General features: G+C 66.2%; 26 protein-coding genes. 9 read left to right on the top strand and 17 right to left on the bottom strand.

The genetic code is table 11. From position 1 onward, the window contains the following. Positions 1-26 precede the first annotated feature (26 nt). Positions 27-761, top strand: coding sequence for a pirin family protein (locus ACWDTF_RS11145; RefSeq protein WP_355277978.1), 735 nt, complete (start codon positions 27-29; stop codon positions 759-761). A gap of 12 nt (positions 762-773) precedes the next feature. Here ACWDTF_RS11145 and ACWDTF_RS11140 read toward each other — a convergent pair whose 3' ends face one another. From ACWDTF_RS11140 to ACWDTF_RS11130, 3 genes are all read right to left on the bottom strand, one after another. Then, positions 774-1,703 (bottom strand): LLM class F420-dependent oxidoreductase, encoded by a 930-nt coding sequence (locus tag ACWDTF_RS11140; protein ID WP_355277976.1) that lies wholly within the window; start codon positions 1,701-1,703, stop codon positions 774-776. A gap of 34 nt (positions 1,704-1,737) precedes the next feature. Continuing rightward, positions 1,738-2,643 (bottom strand): cation diffusion facilitator family transporter, encoded by a 906-nt coding sequence (locus ACWDTF_RS11135; RefSeq protein WP_355277973.1) that lies wholly within the window; start codon positions 2,641-2,643, stop codon positions 1,738-1,740. A 176-nt stretch (positions 2,644-2,819) separates the two neighbouring features. After that, positions 2,820-3,323: a mycothiol transferase gene (locus tag ACWDTF_RS11130; RefSeq protein WP_355277971.1), complete on the bottom strand. Its 504-nt coding sequence runs from the start codon at positions 3,321-3,323 to the stop codon at positions 2,820-2,822. Positions 3,324-3,494: 171 nt separating this feature from the next. On the opposite strand from ACWDTF_RS11130, the gene ACWDTF_RS11125 reads away from it, so the two are divergent. The 5 genes from ACWDTF_RS11125 (at position 3,495) to ACWDTF_RS11105 (ending at position 9,144) form a co-directional block, all read left to right on the top strand. Continuing rightward, complete coding sequence (locus tag ACWDTF_RS11125; RefSeq protein WP_449754372.1) at positions 3,495-4,895, top strand: LLM class flavin-dependent oxidoreductase; 1,401 nt, start codon at positions 3,495-3,497, stop codon at positions 4,893-4,895. After that, complete coding sequence (locus ACWDTF_RS11120) at positions 4,892-5,899, top strand: methionine ABC transporter ATP-binding protein (RefSeq protein ID WP_355277966.1); 1,008 nt, start codon at positions 4,892-4,894, stop codon at positions 5,897-5,899. The genes ACWDTF_RS11125 and ACWDTF_RS11120 overlap by 4 nt, the downstream gene beginning before the upstream one ends. After that, the gene (locus ACWDTF_RS11115) at positions 5,896-6,603 is read left to right on the top strand and encodes a methionine ABC transporter permease (RefSeq protein WP_240856553.1); all 708 of its coding nucleotides are present in this window, start codon (positions 5,896-5,898) and stop codon (positions 6,601-6,603) included. Before ACWDTF_RS11120 ends, ACWDTF_RS11115 begins: the two co-directional genes overlap by 4 nt. Before the next feature lie 41 nt (positions 6,604-6,644). Next, positions 6,645-7,568: a MetQ/NlpA family ABC transporter substrate-binding protein gene (locus ACWDTF_RS11110; RefSeq protein ID WP_355277964.1), complete on the top strand. Its 924-nt coding sequence runs from the start codon at positions 6,645-6,647 to the stop codon at positions 7,566-7,568. Between the two features lie 154 nt (positions 7,569-7,722). After that, positions 7,723-9,144, top strand: coding sequence for a YibE/F family protein (locus ACWDTF_RS11105; protein ID WP_355277984.1), 1,422 nt, complete (start codon positions 7,723-7,725; stop codon positions 9,142-9,144). A gap of 235 nt (positions 9,145-9,379) precedes the next feature. Here the strand turns inward: ACWDTF_RS11105 and ACWDTF_RS11100 are convergent, their stop codons facing one another. The 8 genes from ACWDTF_RS11100 to ACWDTF_RS11065 all read right to left on the bottom strand — a co-directional run bounded on the left by ACWDTF_RS11100 (position 9,380) and on the right by ACWDTF_RS11065 (position 18,509). After that, entirely contained in the window at positions 9,380-10,216 is an 837-nt protein-coding gene (locus ACWDTF_RS11100) for a hypothetical protein (RefSeq protein WP_355277981.1), read from the bottom strand. 135 nt (positions 10,217-10,351) lie between these two features. Beyond that, on the bottom strand, positions 10,352-11,176 hold the full coding sequence (locus ACWDTF_RS11095) for an N-acetylmuramoyl-L-alanine amidase (protein ID WP_355277961.1): 825 nt from the start codon (positions 11,174-11,176) through the stop codon (positions 10,352-10,354). Further along, positions 11,164-12,090: a serine hydrolase gene (locus tag ACWDTF_RS11090; protein ID WP_355277958.1), complete on the bottom strand. Its 927-nt coding sequence runs from the start codon at positions 12,088-12,090 to the stop codon at positions 11,164-11,166. The genes ACWDTF_RS11095 and ACWDTF_RS11090 overlap by 13 nt, the downstream gene beginning before the upstream one ends. Next, entirely contained in the window at positions 12,090-13,706 is a 1,617-nt protein-coding gene (locus ACWDTF_RS11085; protein ID WP_355277955.1) for a serine/threonine-protein kinase, read from the bottom strand. The genes ACWDTF_RS11090 and ACWDTF_RS11085 overlap by 1 nt, the downstream gene beginning before the upstream one ends. A gap of 86 nt (positions 13,707-13,792) precedes the next feature. Then, complete coding sequence (locus tag ACWDTF_RS11080) at positions 13,793-15,025, bottom strand: SfnB family sulfur acquisition oxidoreductase (protein WP_355277952.1); 1,233 nt, start codon at positions 15,023-15,025, stop codon at positions 13,793-13,795. Then, positions 15,022-16,134 carry a dimethylsulfone monooxygenase SfnG gene (sfnG, locus tag ACWDTF_RS11075; protein ID WP_240856547.1) on the bottom strand — a complete coding sequence of 371 codons (1,113 nt, stop codon included), beginning with the start codon at positions 16,132-16,134 and terminating at the stop codon, positions 15,022-15,024. Before sfnG ends, ACWDTF_RS11080 begins: the two co-directional genes overlap by 4 nt. Before the next feature lie 55 nt (positions 16,135-16,189). After that, a complete protein-coding gene (locus ACWDTF_RS11070) occupies positions 16,190-17,365 on the bottom strand; it encodes an LLM class flavin-dependent oxidoreductase (protein ID WP_240856546.1) in 1,176 nt (391 codons plus the stop codon). Positions 17,366-17,849: 484 nt separating this feature from the next. Then, entirely contained in the window at positions 17,850-18,509 is a 660-nt protein-coding gene (locus ACWDTF_RS11065; protein ID WP_433258620.1) for a TetR family transcriptional regulator, read from the bottom strand. 159 nt (positions 18,510-18,668) lie between these two features. On the opposite strand from ACWDTF_RS11065, the gene ACWDTF_RS11060 reads away from it, so the two are divergent. The 3 genes from ACWDTF_RS11060 to ACWDTF_RS11050 all read left to right on the top strand — a co-directional run bounded on the left by ACWDTF_RS11060 (position 18,669) and on the right by ACWDTF_RS11050 (position 21,645). Next, positions 18,669-19,787 (top strand): ferredoxin reductase, encoded by a 1,119-nt coding sequence (locus tag ACWDTF_RS11060; RefSeq protein ID WP_355277945.1) that lies wholly within the window; start codon positions 18,669-18,671, stop codon positions 19,785-19,787. Between the two features lie 46 nt (positions 19,788-19,833). Next, positions 19,834-21,093 (top strand): fatty acid desaturase family protein, encoded by a 1,260-nt coding sequence (locus tag ACWDTF_RS11055; protein WP_355277942.1) that lies wholly within the window; start codon positions 19,834-19,836, stop codon positions 21,091-21,093. Between the two features lie 111 nt (positions 21,094-21,204). Further along, on the top strand, positions 21,205-21,645 hold the full coding sequence (locus ACWDTF_RS11050) for a hypothetical protein (protein ID WP_240856524.1): 441 nt from the start codon (positions 21,205-21,207) through the stop codon (positions 21,643-21,645). A 108-nt stretch (positions 21,646-21,753) separates the two neighbouring features. On the opposite strand, the gene ACWDTF_RS11045 is transcribed toward ACWDTF_RS11050, so the two are convergent. The 6 genes from ACWDTF_RS11045 to eno all read right to left on the bottom strand — a co-directional run bounded on the left by ACWDTF_RS11045 (position 21,754) and on the right by eno (position 26,520). Further along, complete coding sequence (locus ACWDTF_RS11045; RefSeq protein ID WP_355277939.1) at positions 21,754-22,371, bottom strand: class I SAM-dependent methyltransferase; 618 nt, start codon at positions 22,369-22,371, stop codon at positions 21,754-21,756. A gap of 58 nt (positions 22,372-22,429) precedes the next feature. Beyond that, positions 22,430-22,933: a DUF4395 domain-containing protein gene (locus ACWDTF_RS11040; RefSeq protein WP_240856522.1), complete on the bottom strand. Its 504-nt coding sequence runs from the start codon at positions 22,931-22,933 to the stop codon at positions 22,430-22,432. 126 nt (positions 22,934-23,059) lie between these two features. Further along, a complete protein-coding gene (locus ACWDTF_RS11035) occupies positions 23,060-24,028 on the bottom strand; it encodes a Ppx/GppA phosphatase family protein (protein WP_355277936.1) in 969 nt (322 codons plus the stop codon). Beyond that, positions 24,025-24,552 carry a DUF501 domain-containing protein gene (locus ACWDTF_RS11030; protein ID WP_240856520.1) on the bottom strand — a complete coding sequence of 176 codons (528 nt, stop codon included), beginning with the start codon at positions 24,550-24,552 and terminating at the stop codon, positions 24,025-24,027. The genes ACWDTF_RS11035 and ACWDTF_RS11030 overlap by 4 nt, the downstream gene beginning before the upstream one ends. Then, on the bottom strand, positions 24,549-25,223 hold the full coding sequence (locus tag ACWDTF_RS11025) for an FtsB family cell division protein (RefSeq protein ID WP_240856519.1): 675 nt from the start codon (positions 25,221-25,223) through the stop codon (positions 24,549-24,551). The genes ACWDTF_RS11030 and ACWDTF_RS11025 overlap by 4 nt, the downstream gene beginning before the upstream one ends. A 13-nt stretch (positions 25,224-25,236) precedes the next feature. After that, on the bottom strand, positions 25,237-26,520 hold the full coding sequence (gene eno, locus ACWDTF_RS11020; RefSeq protein WP_240856518.1) for a phosphopyruvate hydratase: 1,284 nt from the start codon (positions 26,518-26,520) through the stop codon (positions 25,237-25,239). Between the last annotated feature and the right edge of the window lie 45 nt (positions 26,521-26,565).

Raw genomic sequence — 26,565 nt, 5'->3', positions numbered from 1 at the left:
GCGACACCAGGTGAATGAGGAGATCCATGACGCGCAAGGTCGTCCGAGCGGCGGACCGCCATCACTGGCGCAACGAGTGGCTCGAGTCGTGGCAGTCGTTCCCGGCGACCGGGAACTTCGACCTCGTGGGCAATGCGCACGGGGTTCTGATGGTCCACAACGACGACCGCGTCGACGCCGGCGAGGGATTGGACGTTCACCACCATCGCGACACCGAGATCGTCACGTGGGTGCTCGACGGCACACTGCACCACCGCGATTCAACGGGCAACGAAGGCGATCTGACGCCCGGAGTGGTGCAGCGGATGACGGCGGGTCGCGGGATCAGTCACGCCGAGGGCAATCCGGCGTCGAGGTCGGAAGATGCGCCGTTACGGGTCGTCCAGATGTGGGTCGCCCCGGAACGCGCCGGCCTCGAACCCGGTTACGCCGAAAAGGATTTCAGCGCCGACCTGGCATCCGGAGACCTCGTGACGGTGGTGTCCGGCCTCGCCACCGACGCGTCCGGTCCTGCCCTATCGATCGCCAATCCCTTTGTGGCACTTCATGTTGCCCGTCTTCATGCGGGCACGTCGTGTGTGCTACCCGCGGCCGAGTACGGTCACCTCTACGTTGCGCGCGGTGCCGTGGAGCTGCCCGACGGCGCTACCCTCGACGAGGGCGACGCGGTGCGCACCACCGACGAAGGCCCACTCACGGTCGGCACCGATGCCGGTGCGGAGATCCTGTTCTGGGAGATGCACGCCGCCTTCGACCGCTGAGCGCGCCTCCCGTCAGCCCAACTGCGGGGCGACCTTGGCCGCCACCAGTTCGAGATGGTCGAGGTCGTCGAGATCGAGAGTCTGCAGGTAGACCCGGTCGACGCCCAGCTCCCGATACCGTTCGATGGTCGCGACAACCTCGTCGGGAGTACCGGCAGCACCGTTGTCGCGGAGCTCATCGGGGGCGCGTCCGATGGCATCGGCACGTCGCGCGAACTCCGCCTCGTCGGCTCCACAGCACAGCACCAGCGCGGCGGAGAATCGCATCGTCTCCGGCCGTCTTCCCGACTTCGCACACGCGGCGCGCACCCGACCGATCTGCGCGTTCGCCTCGTCGACCGGCGCGAAGACCACATTGAACTCGTCGGCGAAGCGAGCCGCCAGGGCAGGAGTTCGGCGTTTGCCGCTGCCGCCGACGATGATCGGTGGCCGCGGCCGCTGCACCGGTTTGGGCAGGGCAGGCGAATTCGTCAGCCAGTAGTGTGCGCCCTCGTAATCGAAGGTGCGTCCCTCGGGGGTCTCCCACAGTCCGGTGACGATCTCGAAGCTCTCCTTGAGACGGTCGAAGCGGTCGCCCATCGATGGGAAGGGGATGCCGTAGGCAGCATGCTCTCGCTCGAACCAGCCTGCACCCAAACCCAATTCGACTCTGCCGTCGCTCATCTGGTCGACCTGCGCGACCTCGATCGCCAGCTGGCCGGGATGACGGAACGTGGCCGAGGAGACCAGGGTGCCGAGCCGGATCTTCGACGTCTCACGTGCCAGCCCGGCCAACGTCAGCCACGCATCGGTCGGTCCCGGACGTCCGTCGGAACCCATGGCCAGGTAGTGGTCAGAGCGGAAGAAGGCGTCGAAGCCGAGTTCCTCGGTCGCGCGTGCCACGCGAAGAAGATCGTCGTAGGTCGCGCCTTGCTGGGGTTCGGTGAAGATGCGGAGGTCCACGGCTTCAACCTACGCTCGTCGGCACCGTGGTGGCCTACAACGACGGTTCGTCGGGTGTGGACAGCGTCAGAACCGCTTCGACGATGACCTCGTCTTGCTCGAGTTCTGCCTCGAGGCTGCGCAGCGCGACGGCCAGTTCGTGCTCGGCCATGTCGCCGACGATGTCGACGGCCGCAACCAGATAGAACTGCATCGGACCCACGTATTCGGCGTGCAAGTAGGTGATGCGGTCGATCGCGGCGTGCTCGCGCAGACGCCGCAACATGTCGTCGCGCACCGACGGCAACGCCACCTGCCCCACCAGGAACTCGCTGTTTCTCCTGATCAGGAACACCGCAATGTAGGCCAACAGACAGCCGACCAGGATGGACCCCAACGCATCCCAGACCGCAGATCCCGTGATCTCGTGCAAGGCCATACCGAGGGCCGCGATCGCCAGGCCGACGAGTGCCGCCGCATCCTCGGCGAACACCGCGCGCAACGTCGTGTCGGAGGTCCGGTTGAGAAACCGCAACGGCGACATCGAGAAGCGAGTGCCGCCAGCCTTCGCCTGGCGGACCGACTGGGCGAACGAAACCCCTTCCAGCACCGCAGAAATGGCCAGAACGATGTAGCCGATGAGGTAATCGGTGTCGGGCTCCGGATCGGCGAGCGACGTGATGCCGTGCATGATCGAGACCACCGCGCCGACGGTGAACAAACCGAACGCCGCGAACATCGCCCAGATGTAGGTCTCTCGACCGTGCCCGAAGGGATGCTTGCGGTCTCGCCCGCGCGCGCCACGTCGCTCGGCGATGAGCAGGAAGATCTCGTTACCCGCGTCCGCCCACGAATGCGCGGCCTCGGCCACCATCGACGCCGAGCCTGTGAGCACTGCGGCAATCGATTTGGCAACGGCGACGAGGATGTTCATCGCGAAGGCGATGACGACGGTGACCATCAGATCGCCGTCCGCGATTCGCGTACCTGCTGCTCATCCGTCACACATCCGATCCTCTCACGAGGGGGCCCTTCGAGGCTCGTCGCTGCGCTCCTCGCACCTCAGGGAGCGGAGGGGACCCAAGGGAGCGGTGGGTGGCACAGGGAGCGGAGGGACACCCAGGCCGAGCGCACTGGTCAGGAGAACAAGCCCTTCAGATACGCGGCCTGTCCGATGTGCTGTGCGTCGTCGTCGATGACGCTCACCAACCGGACGCCCAGGGTCACCGGCGGCTCCCAGTTGGTGTCGACAACCCGATCGAGATCGGAATCCGACAGGCCCGCAAGATAATCCGCGGATGCGCGGTGGGTGGCGTCGTAATAGCCGGTGAGCAATGACGGGTCGTCGACCACCACGCGTGGGACGTCGGCCGCCGACTGGCCGTAACCGGTCTCGCCGACGGGGAACGGCAACGCGAACCTGTCGGCCCAACCGTCGGCCACCCAGACCTCGTCGGTGCCGGCGACATCGGCGACCTGTGCGTCTTGGACTCGCGTGAGGTGCCAGACCAGCCAGGCGATCGTGTTGGCATCGTCGCCGGGCGCGCGATTGAGCACATCGACGGCGATGTCGTCGACGACGGCGTGCACGTTCTCGGCGACTCGGCTCAGTGAATCAAGGAGTATGTCCGCGGAGCGCATACGTCGAGGCTAGCCGGATTCCCACCAGCACGGACTCGGATCGGCCTCACGCGGGCGGACGATTTACGCTCGCGCTGCGTACAACGATGGCCGCCGCCGACATCTGTCTGCATCATCGTCCGAGTGCCTGCACCGATATCACCACGCCCGATCCGTCTCAACGCCTTCGACATGAATTGCGTTGCGCACCAGTCACCCGGACTGTGGCGTCACCCGGCCGATCGGTCCTGGGAGTACAACACCATCGACTACTGGGTGAACCTGGCCCAGCTCCTCGAGGGCGGCGGATTCGACGGCCTGTTCATCGCCGACGTGCTCGGGACGTACGACGCGTACGCGGGCACCGACGAGGCTGCCATCCGCCAGGGTGCGCAGATCCCGGTCAACGATCCACTCCTGCTGGTCTCGGCGATGGCGCATGCCACCGAGCACCTCGGATTCGGCATCACCACCGGAACCGGCTTCGAGCACCCGTACCCGTTCGCGCGTCGACTCTCGACCCTCGACCACCTCACCAGGGGCCGGATCGGCTGGAACGTCGTCACCGGATATCTGCCCGCCGCGGCACGCAACATGGGCGCCGACGACCAGCCCGAACACGACAGCCGCTACGACCAGGCCGACGAGTACCTCACTGTGCTGTACAAGCTGTGGGAAGGCTCCTGGGAGCGCGACGCCGTCCGGCGCGACCGAGCGAACGGCATCTTCGCCGACCCGGACAAGGTCCACCACATCGGCCATCGCGGAACACATTTCACGGTTCCCGGCATTCACCTCGCCGAGCCGTCACCGCAGGGCTCCCCGGTCATCTACCAGGCCGGCGCATCGCCACGCGGCCGACGCTTTGCTGCCGAGAACGCCGAGGCCATCTTCGTGGCGGCCCCCACCAAGGCGATTCTGCGCGACACCGTGGCCAAAGTGCGCGAAGAACTCGTGCGCGCGGGACGCGACCCGTACGACGCCCGCATCTACACACTGCTGACGATCATCACCGACTCGACCCCGGAAGCCGCGCGCGCGAAGGCGCAGGAGTACCAGTCGTATGCGAGCGAGGAGGGTTCGCTGGTGTTCATGTCCGGCTGGATGGGAATCGATCTGTCCACCTACGACATCGACGAACCGATCGGCAACGTCCACAGCAACGCCATCCAGTCTGCCGTCGCCGCATTCAGCCAGGCCACCGACAGCGGCGAGGAATGGCGGGTCCGCGACATCGCGGCCTGGGGTGGCATCGGCGGGATGGGTCCGGTCCTGATCGGCTCGGGCGACGAAGTGGCGCAAGCACTGCAGGATTGGGTCGACGAGACCGACGTCGACGGGTTCAACGTCGCCTACGCGGTCACGCCGGGCTCGTTCGAGGACATCGTCACCCACGTGGTACCCGCACTGGAGCGACGCGGCGTGTACGACCGCGCGTACGTTCCAGGAACCCTGCGGCACAAGCTGTTCGGGCGCGGTGATCTGCTCCCCGACAACCATCGCGGCTCAACCTTCCGGCCGGGTGGTACGGGTTCGACGATCGACGACTCGGCACGCACGGCCGCCCGTCTCGTGACCGGGGGCGTCCGATGATCGAGGCGGTCGAGCTCACCAAGGTGTTCGGCGTCGGGTCGACGAATCCGAGCACCGTGCTCGACCGGGTCGACTTCCGGGTCGAACAGGGCGAGATCTTTGCGGTCGTCGGACCGTCCGGTGCAGGCAAGAGCACCCTCGCCCGTTGTTTGAACCTGCTCGAACGGCCGACCTCGGGGCAGGTCATCGTCAACGGCGAAGATCTGTCGTCGCTGGGGTCGACGCAGTTGCGCGACGCCCGGCGTCGTATCGGCACAGTGTTTCAGTCGGCCAGCCTGCTCTCGCGACGCACCGCGGCCGACAACGTCGCACTGCCACTCGAATACCTCGGGGCCACCAAGGTTTCCACCAAGCAACGCGTTGCCGAACTGCTCGATCGCGTCGGGCTCGCCGACAAGGCCGGACTCTATCCCCATCAGTTGTCCGGCGGTCAGCGCCAACGAGTCGGCATCGCCCGCGCACTCGCGCTGAAACCATCGGTCCTCCTGTCCGACGAGGCGACCTCTGGTCTGGATCCGGCTGCCACCGACACCTTCCTCCGGCTGCTCACCGAGGTCCGCGACGACCTCGGTCTCGCGGTAGTGTTCATCACCCACGAGATGGACACCATCGTCCGCGTCGCCGACACGGTGGGGCGTCTCGATGGTGGCAGTCTCGTCGAGCGCGGTCGCGTCGCCGACCTCGTTCTCGATCCCGAATCTCCACTCGGACAATCACTTCGACCACGTGGACCGAGCGCCGACACGGCGTCGGGACAGTCGGCGATCTCGGTGATCTACAACTCTGCCACCGTGCCCGCCGACTGGCTCACCCGAATAGGCGGAAACCTCGGCATTCCGATCGCCGTACTCGGTGCGTCGGTTCAGACCGTCGACGGTGTGTCCTTCGGCGACCTGACCGTGTCGGTTCCCATCGGTCACGCCGCATCGTTCGTCGGATCCGCCCACGAACTCGGCATCACCGCGCGCGTGCTCGATCGGCATCAGGTGGAGGTCGCTGCGTGACGCGCCTCGATCTCGCCGCAATCACGGTCCCGGTCAACGAGATTCCCGATCTACTGATCCCCGCGTTCGTCGACACCGTCCTGATGGTCAGCATCGTGATGATCGTCGTGCTCGTGGTCGGGGTTCCACTCGGAGCTCTCATCCACAACCTCGCCCCCGGCGGGCTTTTCGAGAATCGTGGACTGCACACACCGCTGTCGTGGGTGATCAGCATCGGACGGTCGCTGCCGTTCCTCGTGCTGATGACCGCGATCATCCCGTTCACACGATTCGTCACCGGCACCAACATCGGGATCGCCGCGGCCGTCGTTCCGATGTCGATCGCGGGGATCGCGTTCTTCACCAGGATCGTGGAGAACTCGCTGCGGGCGGTGCCGTCGTCGGTGGTCGACGTCGCCAAGGCATCCGGCGGGTCCAACACCCAGATCATCTGGACCGCACAGATTCCCGAAGCCCTACCCAACATCATCGGCGGCCTGACGATCAACACGATCGCGATGATCGAGTACTCCACCATCGCCGGCACGATTGGCGCCGGCGGTCTCGGCTATGTCGCCGTCACCTACGGCTACCAACGATTCGACCACGCCGTCATGGTCGCCACGATCATCGTCCTGGTCATCACCGTCGCACTCATCCAGATCGTCGGCGACGCGCTGGTGCGCAGCCTCACGCCGGAGAAGTCCCGCCGCGTCAATCGCTGAGCGGCAATCGATTCAACCCCCCTCCCTCGAAAGGCACCCCCATGTCCAGTTCAACCGACTCCGGGATAGAAACCCCTACGCCCGCACCGCCCGGCGGGTCGGATATCGAGATCGCCAAGGGTCGTCGCTGGCCGCTGATCACCGCGTTGGTGGTGGTCGCGGTGGTCGTTCTCGGTGCCATCGGGTGGCGATTCTTTGGCCCAGAAGAGACGTCCGCCAACGAAACTGCCGGCGCCACACTGATTGTGGTCACCGCCGAGGGCAACGCCGCCGAAGAGGCGCTCGTCAACTACATTGCCACCAACGTCGCGCCGAAGTACGGCATCAAGGTGGCGTTCAAGGGGCTGTCGGACTCCACCACGCTCAACCGAGCCGTCAGCGACGGGGAGGTCGCCGGCACCATCTATCAGCACAAGCTGTGGCTGGGTCAGGTGCTGGCCGCCAACCCCGACTTCGGGTTGGAGGCAGCCACTCCGGTGTTCCGTTGGGGCTTCGGCATCTGGTCGGACCGTTACCGCAGTCCGGCCGATCTGCCGCAGGGCGCGACCGTGTCGCTCTACTCCGACCCGGCCAACGAGGCGCAGGGTCTGTGGCTGCTCGAGCGGGCCGGTTTGATCACACTGAAGCCGGGCATCAACAAGTGGCAGGCCACGCAGGACGACATCGCGAACAATCCGCGCGGCCTGCAGTTCAAACTGCTCGATTTCGCGGCACAGTCGCGGTCACTCGCCGACCTCGACGCGGCCGTCGGATACACCGAGTACTACCTGGCGGCAGACATCGACATCAACAAGCAGATCTTCGCGCCGCCCGCCCCGGACGAGTTTGCCGGTCAGCTCACCATCGGCACCAAGTGGAAGGACACCGAGAACATCAAGAAGCTCGTCGCGGCGTTCAAAGATCCTGCCGTCCAGGACTTCCTGCGCACCGATCCCTCGGTCAAGAACATTCTGCTGCCGCTGTAGAAATCCCGCCCTATGGAACTCGATACCGCCATGCGCATAGGGTGTCGAAGTGAAATGGTCGAGATCGAGTAGCAACTCGGACAACGACGGCGCAGTTGCACCCGCGACAGCCGCGAAGCCCGGTACCGCCTCGAGCGGTACCGGGCATTCGCATATCGGACATTCGCACGGCCACGGTCACCTCTCCGACATCTCGCATGTCTTGTCGCCGTACGCCAAGTGGCTGGTGATCGGGGCGCTGGGCGTCATCGGGCTGGCCGTCGTGATCGGCACGGTCGTGCTGTGGCCCTCGGATTCACCACATCCGATTCCTCCGCAGTTCCGGGCGGCCGACGGCGGATCCATCCATACAGTCGACGGCGAGGTCGTCGATCACATCCGTGCGGATTGTCTGAATTCGGTGGCCGGCACGGTCCTCGACACCGCCGATGTTCCGGTGAACCCGGTCGAGAACGGCCCGTGCATCCTGCACACCGTCCGGCTCGATTCCGGCTCCGACAAGGGGAAGTACACCGTCCTGGAGGTGCCGACGAACCGTGCACAGACCGGTTCGGGACCCGACTCGGTGGCGGTCGCTCCCGGTGCGCTCGATGATCCGCAAGCCGGTCAGCCGACGCTGCACGACGGCGACGACATCCGGCTGTCCACGGTCCCCGGACCCGACGGCGGTGACCGCTACACCTTCTTCGACTTCCAACGCGGACGTGCGACGCTGATCTGGGCGCTGCTGTTCGTCGCCGCGATCGTGCTGGTCGCCGCGTGGCGTGGGTTCCGGTCGGTGTTAGGGCTCGCGTTCGCGTTCCTCGTGCTCGGAGTGTTCACGTTGCCTGCGATCCTCGCCGGGTCTTCGCCGGTCGCGGTGGCGGTCGTGTCGTCGGCGGCGATCCTGTTCGTCGTGCTCTACCTCGCGCACGGCGTGAGTCTGCGCACATCTTCGGCGCTGCTCGGCACGCTGACGTCGCTGGTCCTGGCCGGGGTGCTGAGCTGGCTGGCAATCAGGACGATGAACCTGACCGGCCTCTCGGGAGACCAGACCACCAACCTGCAGGTCTATCAGGGCGGCATCTCGATCAGTGGTCTGTTGCTCGCCGGCTTCATCATCGGCACTCTCGGTGTGCTCAACGACGTCACCATCACCCAGGCGTCGGCGGCGTTCGAGTTGGCGGCCGCCGGCGAGCCGACACGGCTGGCCACCTTCCGCGCGGCGATGCGCGTCGGGCGCGATCACATCGCCAGCACCGTCTACACCCTGGTCTTCGCGTACGCGGGCAGCGCGCTCCCACTCCTGCTGTTGTTCTCGGTGGCACAGCAGCCGCTCGGGTCTCTGCTGACCACCGACGTCGTCGCCGTCGAACTCGCACGGTCGTTCGTCGGCGGTATCGCGATTGCCTTGTCGGTGCCGCTCACCACGGCGATCGCAGCCGCACTCGTCCGTCCGATGGGGTCGGCTGCCCAGTCTCCGACGCCGGCACCGTCGCGGCCTACGGCGAAGCCGCGAGCGACCCCGACGTCAGCACCGCGACCGACGCCACCACCGGCACCCCGCCCCACCGGACGCCATTCACTGCCGGAGTGAGCTGTCGATGAAAAGAGTCCACTTCCCGCCAGCTGGGGTACGAGCGGCCCCTCCCGCCGGCTTAGCCGCGACAGCCCCCATTAGCCCTGGTGCGACGACATTGCCGTCTTACCAACCGACGCTCCCGACCCGTTGGAAAGATGTACCTGCCAACCCCACCAAGTGCACTGTGTACTTGGCCGGCCTCACAGGTACAGATTTCCAACGGCCAGCGGGTTGTCCCGAACTCTTCAGGTCAGCACCGACCCGCAGGTAGTTCGGCAAGGTACTTGCCCAACCACGCGCCCATCCGGTTGAGCATCTTGGTGCCGTCACTGAACTTGCCGCTCTTGGGTACGGCGGCAAACGAAACGGCGAACTGCCCCCGGGTGGTCGAGATGATGCCGAGTTGACGCACCAGGTAGCCGGGCGACTTGGAGGTGGCAGGCCCCCAGCCACCCTTGACCGCGCTCACTGCACCGGCCGATCGGCCCACCTTCGCGACCCCCCACTGCTGATTCGGTGCGACCGAGCTCATCAACCGGATGATCTGCTCGCTGCCCGCCATGCAGGGCAGGTGGGCGCCGAACCGCGCCTGGTCGACCAGGGCCCACTGGGTGTAGCCGGGGTACGACGGCGGGGCGTCGGCCTCCGACGAGACGCGGGTACGCAGATCATGGCCTTCCCGAAGGATGCCGGTGACGGCCTTCACGGAGGCAACTCCACCGCCGAGCGATCCCCACAGTTTCCCGGCGGCGTCGTTGTCGGAGAAGGTGATCGCCTTGTTCTCCATGGCAGCGACCGCGGTTCCGTTCTGCCGCTGCGCCGCCAGCGACACCGGCACCTTCAACGTCGACCACGCGCGACCGGTCTTCAACGGCCCCAACGAGATTGCCTTGTCGCTACCGACCGGGACGACCGCGATTCCGATCTGTCCCGGCATCGTCTTTCGCATCGACTTCTGCAGGCCGCCAAAGCCCTTCGACAGCTTCTTCTCGACGGGCACGGGCGGGGCGAGGAGTCGCGCAAGCGGCTCCGGCAGAGGCAGACCGGCGATGCCCGGCGCCGCGAAGGCCGAGCCCGCGCCGGCCATCAGACATGAGGCGACGACGGTGGTCGTGATGAACAGACGTTTCACTCTAATCACATGAGCCCCTTTAGCCACAGCAGACACATGAGAGTAGTGGCTATCCAGGGTTTCGCCACCCGGCGAGACCCAATCGGGACCTCATCGCGACACCGCGCAGACCGGCACGGCAGCCCGAACCCCGGCGGTCAGGCCACGCGCGTAGTCCTCGAGACGGCTCCTCGGGACTGCGATGGACCCGCCGGCACCCGCTGTGCCGAATTCGTTGTAGACCCATGGTGTGTCGTCGGCGATCAGGGCTATCACCGGGATGTTGCCCGACCACAACGGTGCGCGTCCACCGAAGTCGTTGTCCGTCACCGCAACCGGGTGGCCTTCTATCGCGGTTCGGCGGGCCGCGATCAGCCGCGCGTATCGCTGGGACCGCACGGCGGTGGCGCGGTTGGTGAACACCACCCGCAGATGCTCACCGTCGGCGCCGGTTCCCTCGCGATAGAGCCCGACGCGTTGCGGGAACACCGCATTGACGCCCGGACTGGTGTGGATACTCACGGCGATGTCGGCACCGGCCGCCCGCGCTCGCTCGACCCGCTGCCGGTAGGTGACGTTCTCGCGGACCGAGCGCTTGAGCAGGACCACGCGATATCCGACGCCGCTCAGCGCGGCACGCACCCGCTGCGCCACCAGGAACACATCCCGATCCTCGGCTCCGTTCGGGTAGTCGACCTGCCGGACGCCGGTCACCGGATCGAAGCCGTCGACCGTGACCGGATTGTGGCCCGGGTCGAGCGCGACGACGGTACGGTCGCAGGGCGCGGCGGACGGCGTCGAGGATGCGCTCGCGGAAGCATACGCCGAGGTGGCACGGTACGGCGGGCTCGTCGGACCGGGTGGGTCGGTCGTGCTGCACGCCCCGATCACCACCACCAAACCGGCGACCGCCACCGCTCGAATCAGCCTGCGCATCGGCCCCGCGGTAGCCGCGCCACATTGCGGTTCAGCCAGTTACCGATCGAGTTCAGCGCAGCGATTCCGTCCCCCATCGACGACCCGACCGCGCTCATCGCGACCGCCGTCTGTGTGCCGTCGCGGTGGGTGATCAGACCGATCTGACGCACGAGGTACCCGCCGCTCTCCCCCGGCCCCCATCCGCCTTTGACAGCGGTGGACGTCGGCGTGCGCATGATCTCGACACCCCACTGCTGGTTGCCCGCAACCTGACCCATCAGCGAGACCACATGTTCGGTCCCGGGCATGCATGGCAGGTGCGCGGTGAACGTGGCCGCTGCCGGTAAGGGCCACACGGTCTGGCCGAAGATCGTGAACCCGGCGCGACGCTGCTCCGAGGGCACCACAGTCGTGGTGTCGCCACCCTCCCGCAGAACACCGGTGACGGCGCGGGCGGCTTCGGTCGACGAACCCAGGGATGCCCACAGCGCTTCGGCCGACGCGTTGTCCGAGTTGACGATCGCCGCGGTCTCGGCCGCGCTCTGGCCGTTCTCGCGCTCTGCCGCGACGGCCAGCGGCACCTTGATGGTCGACCAGGCAACGCGCGAGTGTTTGTCACCGAGTGTGAGCGCTGTGACGGCCTTTCCGCCGACCGGGGCGATGGCGATCCCGACCGTGTTACCCGTCTGCCCGGCGACCCGTGCGAAACCGGCTGCCAGCGCGCGGTAGTTGCCGGCTCGGGACACGGTCGACGGCGCTGCCGACGACGACTTGCCGTACCCGCCGGGGTACGCCTTGCCCGTCGAGGTGACCGTCACGGTGACCGGTGCCTGGCCAGCGGAGTCCGACGATGTGGCGCAGCCGGCCACCAGCGCGGTGGCAGCAAACAGCGCGACGACGGGTGCGAAACGGGTGTGCCTGAGAATCGCCATCAGTAGATGTGTACCACCGCATTGTTGCCACCCCGGCAGACGACGATGCCCGATTCCGGCACACAGGACATCGAATACGTCAGCCCCGTCGTCGGGCTGGACGCAATGACCACTCTCCCGGTCCCCTTTGGGCCCGACGCAAGGTACGCGTCTCGCACGTTGAACGCGAACCCACACGTAGTGGGCGTTCCTGCTTCGATACCGACCGTCGCGTCGCAGGGAGCCGACCCCGGTGGTGGCGCTGCCGGTCCCGTCGTCGTGGGCGCAGTGGTCGTCTCCTGCGTCTCCGGCGCCGACACTGTCTGGGTGACCGTGGACCGCTCGGCGTCCGCGTTCTTCGACGACGAATCGTTGCCCTGGGTCGCCAGCCAATACCCACCGAGCGCCAGCAGGCCGATGAGGACGGCGGCGATCACGCCGATCAACACGGGAATGGCGGTCGAGCGTTGCTCCGGCGGCGGGTAGCCGGCCGGATAGACCTGCGGCGGAGGGTAATTCGGTGGTGGAGCCGAGTACTGCTGGGGACCCGAATAGTATTGCGGCTCTGAGTACTGCTGGGGGCCTGAATACTGCTGTGGTCCCGAATATTGCTGGGGTCCCGAGAACTGCGGGGGACCACCGAGATTCCGGGTTCCGTCAGGCCCCTGCGGGCCGGTGCTCGACACCTGGGTGGGCGGGTAATCGGCCGGCTTCGCCAGGTTGACCGGCGCGCCGATCACCGTCTTGGGGGCGCGGCGGATGATGTTGGTCTCACTCTCGCCGTTCGGAGTCACAGTGGCCTCGACGTCGCCACCGGTCAACGCGGCACGCGCCGCGGCCGCCAGCTCTTTGGCCGTCGGATACCGTCGGTCCGGGTCGGGGTCGAGACCTCGGCTGATGACCGCGTCGAACGCCTGCGGGACGGCGCCGTTGAACGCGCTGGGCGACGGTGGTGGCGACAGGACGGCAGCTTTGATGGCGGCACTGACCGTGTTGGCGGGATGCGGCACCCGACCCGTGAGGCATTCGAACAGCACGCACGTCAGTCCGTAGATGTCGCTGGATGCGCTGACCGAACTCGCGTCGAAGAGCTCCGGGGCCATGTAGGCGATCGATCCGATCGCCGTGCCGGCCTGCGTGAGATGCGTGTCCTCGGCGGCGTGGGCGATGCCGAAATCGACCAGGTAGGCGAAGTCGTTCTCCGCGATCAGGATGTTCTCGGGTTTGATGTCGCGGTGGACGAGTCCGTGCCGGTGCGCGGCGTCGAGCGCCGCAGCGACCTGTTCGATGATCTGGACCGAGCGCTCCGGCGACAGCTCCCCTTCACGACGTAGCAGGGCGCGAAGATCCTCGCCCTCCACCAGGCGCATGTCGATGAACAGGACCCCGTCGATCTCGCCCCAGTCGTGGATCGGGATGACGTGGGGCTCACCGAGCTTTGCCGCGGCATGCGATTCGCGCCGGAACCGCTCCTGATAGACGCCGTCATGCGCCAGACCGGATTTCAGCAGCTTGAGCGCGACGACCCGGTCCTTGGACGTGTCGTAGGCGCGATACACCTCACCCATGCCGCCACGGCCGAGCAGTTCATCGAGCCGATACGGCCCGAACTGGGTGTCCACCCGACTCTCTGCCATATCGAGAAGCATAAGCGCCGGCACCGACACCGTCTGTCCCTCGACCGATTGGCTTCGGCCCCGTCCTACGCTTGGATGACCAGGCCTCAGATGACGCCGTGCAGCGGTGGTTTCTCGTCGCGCAGCACGTATCGGCCGATGTGCTGGTATTTCCACCGCACCGGGTCATGCAGGGTGTGGGTACGGGCGTCACGCCAGAACCGATTCAGGTTGAGGTCCGCACCCGCACTGCGTGTACCACTCACCTCGAACAGAGCCGACGTCACGCTGTTCGCAACCCGGTCGGCAACCACCTTGGCGGCCGCGACGGCGATCGACGCCTCCGCCACCGGATCCGCGTCGGGTTCGATCTCGTCGGGATCCCCGAATCCTGTTGCGCGGTCGACGCTCCGGCCGGCTGCGGCGAGCGTCGCCTCGGCACTCGCAACGTCGACGCCGAGTTCGCCGAACCGCTGCACCACGAGCGGATCATCGACGGCGCGTTCGACTCCTGCCTCGAACCACGGACGCGACGTGCTGCGAACGAATTCGGCCGCCGCGTCAAGCGCACCGCGGGCGATTCCGGTGTCGATCGCGACGTGCAGCAACTGCGCGAAGGCGCCATAGCCCGTCGCCCCCGACACCGCGGGAGCCCGGGCCACGAGATCGTCGGCGCCGACGTGAACACCGCGCAGCCGCACCGTGCCGGAGCCGGTGGTGCGCTGCCCCATGCCATTCCAGTCGTCGACGAGTTCCACCCCGTCCGCGTCCGCCGGAATGAACGCCACGTATTCGCCCGGCGCATGATCGTCGGTCTCAACCTCGAGACGGGCCAGCACGGCGAGGGTGTCGGCGAACAGCGATCCGGTTGCGTAGAACTTGTCCCCGTCGAGTGAGAACCCTCCGCCGGTGGGCGTCAGGCGCGTCGAGATGTCGGCGATGGTCCTGCCGCCACGTTCGGACTGCGCGTTGGCCACCCGGCCGCCGTCGAGCACCGTGCCGAAGATCCGCTTCTGCAGATCGTCGGACGCACCAAGACGGAGCAGATTCAGATACACGAAGTGACTGTGCGGGATCTGCGCGATGCTCGGGTCGGCGGCCGCGATGATCGCGGTCAGCTCTGCCACGACGCTGGGTGGGAGGTCGGCGCCACCGAAGCGATGCGGCACTGTCACCGCGAGCAGGCCCGTCGATGACAGTTGCTCGATCTCCTCGAAAGGCAACCGGCGCTGCGCATCCCGTTGCGCGGCACCTGCCGAGAACTCGGTTGCCAGCTCCCGCGCGATCGCCACGGCCTCGCGTGCCGTGGCGATCCGGGCTGCCGAACTCACCCGGGTCACGCGACCCCCGCGGGCTCCTGCGCTGCCTCCAGTTCGCGGACCAGCGGAAGCACCCGCTCACCGAAGTACTCGATCTCCTCCTGGAAGTGCAGGAATCCACCCAGGATCAGGTCTACGCCGAGACGCTTGTAGGCGACGATCCGCTCGGCCACCTGCTCTGGCGTACCGATCAACTGGGTGCGGAAACCGTCGTTGTACTGGACGAGATCCTCGAAGGTCGAGTCCGCCCACATTCCCGTCTTGTTTCCGGTCGAGTTGCCGGCCTGCTGCACGGCATCGCGGAAGCCCTCCACCGCAGGACGATTCGCCTTCTCGACGATCTCCCGCAGGGTGTCCCGAGCCTCGGCTTCGGTGTCGCGGGCGATGATGAAGCCGTTGAGTCCGAACTTCACCTCGCGACTGTGCGCCCGAGCGACCGCACGCAGGTCGTCGAGTTGCTCGGTGACGCCGTCGAAATCTTTGCCGTTGGAGAAGTACCAGTCGGAGAAACGTCCACCGTTGCTACGGGCCGCCGTCGAGTTACCACCCTGGAAAAGTTCAGGATTGGGCCGTTCGGGGGTGTTGAGCGGCTTGGGCTTGAGCGTGAAGTCGTGGATGCGGTAGAAGTCGCCGCGGAAGTCGACGTTGTCCTCGGTCCAGATCTTGCGGATCACCTCGAGGAATTCCGCACTGCGACGGTAACGTTCGTCGTGTTCGAGCCACGGCTCACCGAGGTGGGTGAATTCGTCTTTGAACCAGCCCGACACCACGTTGATGGCAAACCGGCCATTCGACAGGTGGTCTGCGGTGGCGCCGAGCTTGGCCAGTACCGCCGGATGCCAGAGACCCGGGTGCACGGCGGCAATCACCTTCAGTCGCTGCGTCGCCAACAGCAAGGCAAGACTGAAACTCGTTGATTCGTGCTGGAATTCCGCACCGTAGCTCGCCTCGTAGCGCACCTGCGACAGTGCGTACTCGAAGCCGTTGTTCTCCGCGGTCTGCGCGAGCTTCACGTTGTAGTCATAGTCCCAGCTGGTGCGCTGTTCGATGGTGCTGGTGACCAGGCCGCCACTGACGTTGGGTACCCAGTAGGCGAACTTGATCTCGTCGGCGATCGATTCGGTGGACATGATTTACCTCTCGGTTGGCGCTGGTTCAGAAGAGCTTGGGGCAGAACAGCTGTGATCAGGAAGAAGCGGCTTGCAGGGTCGGCAGGAATGCGCCGCGAACGGCCTCGCGGCCACGATCGTCGGACTCGATGAGCCCCAGACGGGCAAGAGCAGGACGCACACCTTCACCGAAGTGGTAGGCCTCTTCGAGATGCGGATATCCGGACAGCACAAAGTGTTCGAGTCCGAGATTTGCATACTCCGCGATGAGATCGGCGACCTCCGCGTACGACCCGACGAGCGCAGTACCCGCACCTCCACGGACCAAGCCGACACCCGACCACACGCCGGGATGAATCTGGAGCGACCGCGGATCGCGGGATCCGTCGAAATTCGATCCCCGACCGTGCAATTCGGACATACGACGCTGACCCTCGGACTCCGACTGCGCGAGATTGCGCTGCGCATTGGCGACGGTTTCCGGATCGAGCGCGGTGAGCAACCGCTCCGCCTCGGCCCACGCCTGCTCAGTGGTCTCCCGTGCGATCACATGGAACCGGATGCCATGCCGGACGCGTCGTTCCTGTGCCGCGGCGAGGCCGTCGATCCAGGAGATCTTGTCGGCCACTGCATCTGGCCGCTCACCCCAGGTCAGGTAGACGTCGGCGAACTTGGCCGCCACATCGCCTGCCGCAGGCGACGACCCACCGAAGAACACCTCCGGCGCCGGATCGGGTTGCCGGCCGAGCTGAGCGTTCTCGACCCGCAGGTATTTCCCGACGACGTCGACCGGCTCGGGTGACGTCCACAGCTTGCGGACGATGTCGAGGAACTCGCCGCACCGCTCGTAACGCGCGTTCTTGGTGAGGAAGTCGCCGAACGCCCGCTGCTCACTCGCCTCACCACCGGTCACGACGTTCACCAGCAGGCGACCCTCCGACTGCCACTGGAACGTCGCTGCCATCTGCGCGGCCAGCGTCGGACTGAGCAGTCCCGGCCGGAAGGCCACCAGGAACTTGAGTGTCTCGGTCGCGTCGATCAAGGCCGCCGTCGTGAGCCACGCGTCCTCACACCACAATCCGGCCGGGGTGAGCACGGCCTCGAAGCCGTTGATCTCGGCCGCTCCCGCCAACTGCTTGAGATAGCGGAGATCCGCCCGCCGGTCTCCCGACATCTGACTGCCGTGACCACCGGCGATCAGATTGCGCGAGTCTCCGTACGTGGGCAGGAACCAGTGGAATTGCAGTGACACCAGGTGCCTTTCATGTGGTCGGGGCGCAGGCGATCGCCAACCCCCGCGGATGTGGTCCGACGAGTAGTGTCGGACCACATCATTGCGCTGCCCACCCTTGAAATCGCCCTGGTTGCAACATCGACCCACCCGCCGACGTCGTCGGCGATCGTGGAGGCGGGAAGAGTGAGGCCGTCCGGAACGGTCTCCGTGAGGAGCCACCGAGGGCACATTTCCCTCGGATGCACGCCAGGAAGACCGTTTCAGACGAGGCCGATCGTCCCGGCGATCCGACCCGGCAGACGAACCATCGATCCACCGGAGCGTCTCGAAGAAGGTAGGGGAAGAAACTCTTCCCCTAACCTTGGTGTCCTCCCCGCAAACTTTCTAGGGGGCGACTCCGAACATCGGGGAACAAACTTCCTCCCCTAGATTTAGTGGGACGGCCGCGGCCGGGTCCATTACATTTGCCCAGGTCAGCGGGATGGTCACCTGACTCGTCGAATCAACCGCCGGTACGCCACTGCCCCATGCCGAGGAACACCATGACGAGTTGGCGTTCGGTGCGTTCGACGACGTCGCGCTCGGCATCGCGCCCCCGGTACTCACCGTCGATCAGATCCGCGACGGCGGTCAGCATGATGGTGACGATGAGGTCGGCGGCGAGTTCGAGGTCCTCGGCCTCCCACCCGACGAGGGCGGGCATCCGCGCGAGGTCGATGGCGAGTTCCTTGGAGAACAGCCGCAATTCGGTGTCGATGGCGCGTCGAACCTCGGCGATCCCGCCATGTTGTTCGCGGATCAGGAAGCGGAACGCGGGTTCGTTCTCGTGGACGTGCCGCAAGAGGATGGCGAGTGAATTCTGCGCGGTCGGCAGCGCCTGACGACTGGCCAGATCACGCCGACCGTCCCGCAACGCACGACGCAGCACCCGCATCGAATCCTCGACCAGGGTGACGCCCAGATCCTCCATCGACGCGAAGTGGCGGTAGAAGGCCGTCGGCACGATTCCGGCGCCACGTGCCACCTCACGCAGGCTGATGCTCCCGAAGCTGCGCTCACCCACCAGGGTCAACGTCGTGTCGAGGAGAGCCTGACGCGTCTGGTTCTTCTTGTCGGCACGCGACTGCGTCTCACGCTGGCTCGTGTGTCGCGTCCGGGTCACCATCCGAGTCTAAGTGGTGCTGCCGGCACATTCGGGCACGACCCTCCGCGCCAAGTGACAGCCGTCACGGCAATCAACCCTTGACGCGGCACCGCGCCCGTGTGTCACACTTTTCCGTGTACAGTTGTTCACTGAAACAACCCAGAACGGAGCCCGCCCATGAGCATCCGCACCCCCCAAACTCGCACCGCCGACGCCACCGCGTCGACCGGCCGACTCAACCGTTGGTTCGGTTCCATCGTCGAAGCGGCAATGTCGCCGCATCCGGTGGATCGCTACCTCGAACTCATCGACCCGATGCTGACCTGGCGCGACCTGCGTGCGCAGATCGTCCGCGTCGAGCACCCCACCCCGCACACTGTACGCCTCCAACTGCGGCCCACGCGGCAGTGGAAGGGACACCGAGCAGGCCAGTTTGTGCAGCTCAGCGTCGTCATCGACGGCGTTCGGCACAGCCGCTGCTTCTCGCCGGCCAATGCCGCGGGACGCGACGGCGACATCGAACTCACCATCGCTGCCCACGACGACGGCTTTGTCTCCCGTCACTTGGCCGCCACGGCCCGCGCGGGCGACGTCGTCGGCCTGTCGCAAGCCCAGGGCGAGTTCACCCTGCCTGAGTCCGATCCTCGTTCGGTCGTCTTCATCAGCGGCGGCAGCGGTGTTACACCTGTACTCTCAATGCTGCGCACACTGCTGTCCGACGACTACGACGGACCGATCACCTTTGTGCACTACGCGCCGACACCCCGCGAGGCCGCATACCGTGCCGAACTCGCATCGCTGGCGGCGGTGAATCCGAACCTCGACCTGCGCTGCTACTACACGCGAGTCGATGACGACCATTTCAGCGAAGCGCATCTCGATGGCGTCGCCGACCTGGTCGACGCGGACGTGTTCGTGTGCGGCCCCGGAGCCCTGATGGACGCCGTGTCGGACTTCCACGAGGCCGCAGGACTGCATCGGCCGCTGCACACCGAGGCATTCACCCTCGCCGCACCGATCGCCGTCGACCCCGACGAACCGATCACCGGCGAACTGGCCTTCCTCGCCTCCGGCGCCACCACGACCAACGACGGTCGTCCGATCCTCGATCAGGCCGAATCGGCCGGCCTGACGCCCGAGTCCGGATGCCGCATGGGCATCTGCTTCTCATGCACCGCGACCAAGCTCTCCGGATGCACCCGCAATGTGCTGACCGGAGAACTCGACACCGAAGCCGACAAACAGATCCAGCTCTGCATCAACGCCCCGGTCGGCGACGTCGACATCGACATCTGACCGCCACCACCCCGCAATCGCCCAACACCCCTACGGAGGTATCACCATGACCATCGAGCTCACCCGTGACACCGAACTCCGCCCCGCCCATCTGCCTGCGGTGATCGAACCCGAGGCAACCAAACCGACATCCGACGCGACCGCGGAAACAACCGTGATCGATCCGGCGGCCACGCAGGTGACCGACCCCAATACCGTCGTTCTCTCCTATGAGCAGGTCGAGGCACTCGGTCGCGACCTGGACAAATTGCGCGCCCGGATCGTCGCCGACCTCGGCGAGAAGGACCGCGAATACCTGTACTCGGTCATCCGCGCCCAACGCGGGTTCGAGGTCACCGGACGGGCCCTGATGTACCTGGGTTTCTTCCCGCCCGCATGGATCGCGGCGGTCGGCGCACTCTCGGTCTCCAAGATCCTCGACAACATGGAGATCGGCCACAACGTCATGCACGGCCAGTACGACTGGATGCGCGAGGACACCTACAACTCGCGCGAATTCGAGTGGGACACAGTGTGTCCGGCCGACCAGTGGAAGCACAGCCACAACTACCTGCACCACACCTTCACCAACATCATCGGTGAGGACCGCGACATCGGCTACGGCATCCTGCGCATGGCCCGTGACCAGAAGTGGAATCCCTACTACCTGGGCAACCTCGGTTACGCCACCGCCCTGATGCTGCTGTTCGAGTGGGGCGTGATGCTGCACGATCTCGAAGCCGAGAACATCATCGCGGGCAAGCGCAAGTGGACCGACATCAAGGGCCTGGTGAAAGGCATGTGGCGCAAGGCCGGTCGTCAGGTGCTCAAGGACTACGTCGTCTTCCCGGCGCTGACCGGACCGCTGTTCGTGTCGACTCTCGTCGGCAACGCGAGCGCCAACCTCGTGCGCAACCTGTGGACGTTCTCGATCATCTTCTGCGGCCACTTCCCCACCGGTGCACAGACATTCACCTCCGAGGAATGCGCAGACGAGACGCGCGGACAGTGGTACCTGCGGCAGATGCTCGGGTCGGCCAACATCACCGGAAGCCCGCTGTTCCACATCATGAGCGGCAACTTGTCGCATCAGATCGAGCACCATCTGTTCCCGGACATCCCGGCCAGCCGCTACCCGGAGGTGTCGGGCGAGGTCCAGGAGATCTGCGAACGCTACGGGTTGCCCTACAACACCGGTTCGCTGAGCCAGCAGCTCGCGTCGACCTGGAAGAAGATCGCCAAGCTGTCGCTGCCCAATTTCATGACGCGCGACGACGATGACCTCACCGTCATCGTCGAGCGCAACAAGCCGGCGGACGTTGCCTGAACGGTCCGCGACGTCCCATGGCACCACCACCTTCCGGGCGGTATCGTCGTCGGCGATGCCGCCCGGGTGTGGTTTCCCCGGATGGTCCCCAGCGACAAGGAGTCCGATCAGATGGTCGATCGCATCGAACGCAACAAGGACCTGATTCAAGAGCTCGTCGAGTCGACCGCCAATCACGTCGGTCAGATCGCGACCATCATCACCGGCGCCGTCGCCGGTGTGGCCCGTGAGGTCGGTGAGATCTTCACCGACGGTTTCGAGATGCGTGAGGCCGCGCGTAAGGCGAAGCTCGACGAGGAACGCATCCTCGATGCCGACCTGGTCGACGAGATCGTCGATGCGGAACCCGCGGACGCCGAGCTCGAGGACGCAGAGCTGGCCGACCTCGAAGACGACGACATCGAGGATGAGCCGCTGAACATCGAGGCATCGATCGAGGCGCCCGTCGTGCCGCAGGAACTCGACTCACCCGAGATCGACACCGACGATTCCGGAGACATCCACGACGTCACCCTCGAGGGTGCGATGGAGGCTCCGGTCGCGCCGGAGTAGCGATTGCCCAGGTCGCCACGGTCCTGTCACCGTTGACAGTGCGCCTCAAACCGTTGACCGTGCGTCGCAAATCGTTGACCGTGCATTCCGCAATAGGTCAGCGACTTGTCATGGTCGTCGACGCGCCAGGAGATGCAGCTCCGGGAACCGGTGTTCGTCGTCGGGGCGGCTGATCATTCGCCAGACTTCGTCGAAGCCGCTTTCCTTCAGTTGTGCAGCGAGGTGATCCGGGTGACGCAGCCATGCTCTGGCAACCCGGTGGTCGAACTCCTCCTCGGTGCCGCGGTCCAGGGTCTGGCACGCGATCAACACGGGGCTTCCGTCAGAAAGGCGACTTGACCAGGCTCGCAGCACCTGCGGGAGCACCGACGGAGACACGTGGATCAGGCTGAAGCGCGCCAGGATCGCGCCGATACGGAGGTCGGCGGCGGTGCCGCGCAGGTGTGCGTCGTCGGCAATGAACTCACAGTGCGGGTGGCCGGTGCGCGCGAGTTCGACCATGCCGGCACTGGGTTCGATCCCGACGATCGGCAGGCCGCGATCATGCAGGTCGGCGGTGACATGACCAAGGCCGCATCCGATGTCGACGACGACATCGCCACCGAGTTGCGCAGCGGCCGTGTCGGCGAACGCGTGGACCGCGTGTCGCTCCAACGAGGTGATGTACGGGGTGGGAAAGGTGTCGGCGTACAGAGCGGCGAGGGCGTCGTATCCGGGCTGACTCACCGGTTCATTGTGGGCTATGAGCCGCTTCCCACCGCAGTCATCGCCGCCTCGGCGTGTGTCAGCTCTGCGCGGGTTCGGGTGTGCGCAGCGAGATGTTGTTGCAGGCCTCGCACACGGTGTCCGGGATGACGCCGCGACGCTGCAGGAAGCCAAAGATGGTGCAGCCCAGGCAGAAACCGAAAACGAACTCGAGTGTCGCGGCGACGATGAGGACACCGACGACGAGCTGGGCGGCGAGTCCGAAGCCGAGCAGACTCAGGATGAGGGCCGTGGTGCTCACCACGAGGCCGATGGTCTGTGCGAACCGCTTCGGCGGACCAGGAACGAGCTTCGTCTTGCGCCAGATTTTCGGTGCGATCACCCGCACCGACAACTGGCCGAACGGCGACAGCTTGGGTCCCGAAAGCACACGAAGCGCGAAGCCGATCGCCAACACCGCGTACAGCGCCCAATGGTTGACGGCGACCGTCACGATCGCCAGCGCGACGACCAGGCCGGCGGTCGAACGCGCTGCGTAGTCGTTGACCGGATTGGGAAAGGTGAACACCGACGGTGTCGACACTCCTGACCTCCTGTGTGGGTGCGTAACGAAACCAAGCTACGCGTGTGCGCCCAGCAGGCCAAACGTTGGACCCACTGCGGGTCTAAACCGGCCGGGAATGCACGGTCAACGATTTGGGACGCACGGTCAACGGGGGTCGAGGAGGCCGAGGGCGATACCGTCGAGGATGTCGTGCTCGCTCACCACGAGTTCGGTGATGCCCGCGCGCGCCGACAACTCGCGGGCCAGTTCCATCGTGACCAGGGAACCACCGCCGATCACGTCCACCCGACCGGGATGCATCGGTCCGAGGGCGGCGCGGTCGGCGCGCGTCATCGACACCAGCCGTCGGCACACCTGGTCGAGGTCGTCGAGCGGGATCCGCGACAAATGGATGACCTCGGGATCGTAGGTGTCGAGTCCGGCACCGAGTGCCGCCAGCGTCGTCATCGTTCCGGCCACGCCCACCCAGGTGCGGGCGCCGTCGACGGGCACCGCCGCAAACGCCTCGGCAAGTCGCTCCCGCGTGAACGCCTGCGCCGCGGACACCTCGGCGGGGGTCGGCGGATCTGACGGCAGACACCGCTCGGTCAGCCGAACACACCCGATGTCGGCCGAAAAAGCGGCGCGCACGCCGTCGGCCCCGCCTGTCCCCGTACCGCCGAACACCACCTCGGTGGAGCCACCGCCCAGGTCGGTGACGACGAAAGGCCCTTGCGCCGAATCCAATTCGCCGACGGCGCCGCGGAACGAGAGCCGCGCTTCCTCGTCGCCGGTGATCACCTCGGCGATCGCGTCGGGCACCACACAACCCAGGAGTTCGGCCGTCATGCCGAAGAACGCATCACGGTTCGACGCATCGCGGGTGGCCGAGGTGGCCACCATGCGCACCTGCTCGACCCGGTGCGACCGCATGATCTCCACGTAGTCGGCGAGCGCGATCCGGGTGCGGTCGATCGCCTCATCGGCGAAGCGCCCGGTGGCGTCGACCCCCTGCCCGAGCCGGACGACCCGCATCTCGCGGTGGATGTCGATCAACCGTCCCGAGTCGTCGGGCCGCGCGACGAGCAGGCGGATCGAGTTGGTGCCGCAATCGACCGCCGCAACGACGGTCACGATTCGTCACCCTCGGTATCGTCCGCCGTCAGATGCGGCCAGTCCGCCGGAATGGCTGTGCCGCGAAGACCGTTGTCGGCGGCGAGCGCCACCGCCTCATCACCGAGCGGGTTGACTCCCGGCCCCTTGGCCAGCGAGTGCGCGATCAGGACATGCAGGCATTTCACGCGGTCGGGCATCCCGCCACCGGTGAAGTCGGTGCCCAGCGACTCGATCGCATCGCGTTCAGCGAGATAACTCTCGTGCGCACGGCGATAGGCCGCCGCGAGTTCAACGTCTTCCGCGAGCCTGGCGGTCATCTCCCTCATCACCCCGGCCGACTCCTGGCGGCTGGCCTCGGCGGTCAGCCGTGGATCGGTGAGGTAGTAGAGCGTCGGGAACGGTGTGCCGTCGGGCAGCTTCGGAGCGGTCTTCACCACGGCCGGCACTCCGTCGGGCGTTCGGTAACTCACCTCGATGACGCCACGCGGCTCCCGGCCGAGCTGTCGCGCAACGATCTCGAGGTCGGCGTCGAAGGTGCTCACCGGACGCCGGGAGGAGTCGCGACCGAATCCCACAGTCGGCCGTACCACGGTGCGCGAGCACGCTTTTCGGCTGCCGCGGCTGCGGCTCGACGCTGTTCGTCGCCGGGGTACATCATCACCAGCGGCGTCTCACCCGGCTTCACGAACAGAAGTTCCGACCGTGCCTTGGCCTCGATGTAGGCCGGGTCTTCCTGCTCATTCACCTTCTGCCGGTAGTCGGCGAGTTCACGTTCCTTCTCCACGTTGGCCGCCGTGAGCTGACGCAACTCGGAGCGCTGGGCGAAGTAGGTACGCATCGGCATCGCGAGGGTGAGCGCCACGATGCTGATCACCAGAGCCAGCACGACGGCCCGCTTGGCGTCGACATGCCGAACCCGCGACACCAACGCTGCCGAACGGGACCCGTCCGGGCGCCGACGGGCGTTCGAGATCCGACGCGGACGCTTGCGCGTGCTCTGCTCGTCGGCGCCGACGGTGTCGAGTTCGTGCTCGCCGGTCTGGGTGACCGAGTCGGGTGCGTCGGTCTGGGTGGCCGACTCCGACGCGTCGGCCTGGGTTGCGGTCGGCCGGCGTCGGCGAGTCTGGCGTGCGCGCTCACGCGAGCGCGCATCGCCTCGCGAGTCGCGGACCCGCCGACGCCCAGCACTGTCACTGAGCCCACGGTTAGCCATGGGCTCCAGCTAATCACGAACCAAACGAAAAACGCGGGAAGGCGAGGTCACCGGCGTAGCGTGCCGCGTCGCCGAGACCTTCCTCGATGCGCAACAGCTGGTTGTACTTGGCGACACGCTCGCTGCGCGCCGGCGCACCCGTCTTGATCTGACCACACGCGCAGGCAACGGCCAGGTCGGCGATGGTGGTGTCCTCGGTCTCACCGGACCGGTGGCTCATCATCGTCTTGTAGCTGTTGTTGTGCGCCAGGGCCACCGCGTCGAGGGTCTCGGTGAGCGTGCCGATCTGGTTGACCTTCACCAGAAGGGCATTGGCGACTCCCTCGGTGATCCCGCGTTCGAGACGCTCGGGGTTGGTCACGAACAGGTCGTCACCGACGAGCTGCACCTTGTCGCCGACCGCCTCGGTCAGCTTGGCCCACCCGTCCCAGTCGTCCTCGGCCAGTCCGTCCTCGATCGAGACGATCGGGAAGTCGGCGATGAGCTTCTCGTAGAACGGCACCATGTCGGCGGTCGAGTAGTCCTTGCCCTCGAGCTTGTAGACGCCATCGGAGTAGAACTCGGTCGCGGCCGCGTCGAGCGCGATCACGACGTCCTTGCCGAAGTTGTAGCCGGCCTTGCCGACCGCCTCGCCGATCACCGAGATCGCAGCGTCGGTGTGGGGCAGGTCGGGTGCAAAGCCACCCTCGTCGCCGAGCGCGGTGTTGAGTCCCTGCTTGTTCAGCACGGACTTGAGTGCGTGGTACACCTCCGCGCCGCAGCGCAGGGCTTCCTTGAAGGTCGGCGCACCGACCGGGCAGATCATGAACTCCTGAAAATCGATGCCGTTGTCGGCGTGCTCGCCGCCGTTGATGATGTTCATACAGGGCACGGGCAGGATGTGCGCGTTGGGTCCGCCGATGTAGCGGAACAGCGGCAGTCCGGCCGATTCGGCAGCTCCCTTGGCGACGGCGAGGGACACACCCAGCAGCGCGTTCGCACCGACGCGGCCCTTGTCGGGGGTGCCGTCGCAGTCGAGCAGGGCCTGGTCGACGAGACGCTGCTCCTCGGCCTCGATCCCGATGACCGCCGGCGCGAGCTCACCGAGCACACCTTCGACGGCCTTGGTGACGCCTTTACCGAGGTAGCGCTCGCCACCGTCTCGGAGTTCGACGGCCTCGTGCTCACCGGTCGAGGCGCCCGACGGCACAGCGGCCCGCGTGAACGTGCCGTCATCGAGGACGACCTCGACCTCGACCGTCGGGTTGCCCCGCGAATCGAGAATCTCTCGTGCACCAACCTGCTCGATGATTGCCACGGTTCAACCCCTATTTCTCGGTGGTGGGCCGACGCATCTGGCGAC

It is taken from the genome of Gordonia sp. NPDC003422 (genome assembly GCF_053588675.1).
The sequence above is the reverse complement of the archived record's forward strand: the minus strand, read 5'-3'. Positions and strand labels throughout refer to the sequence as shown.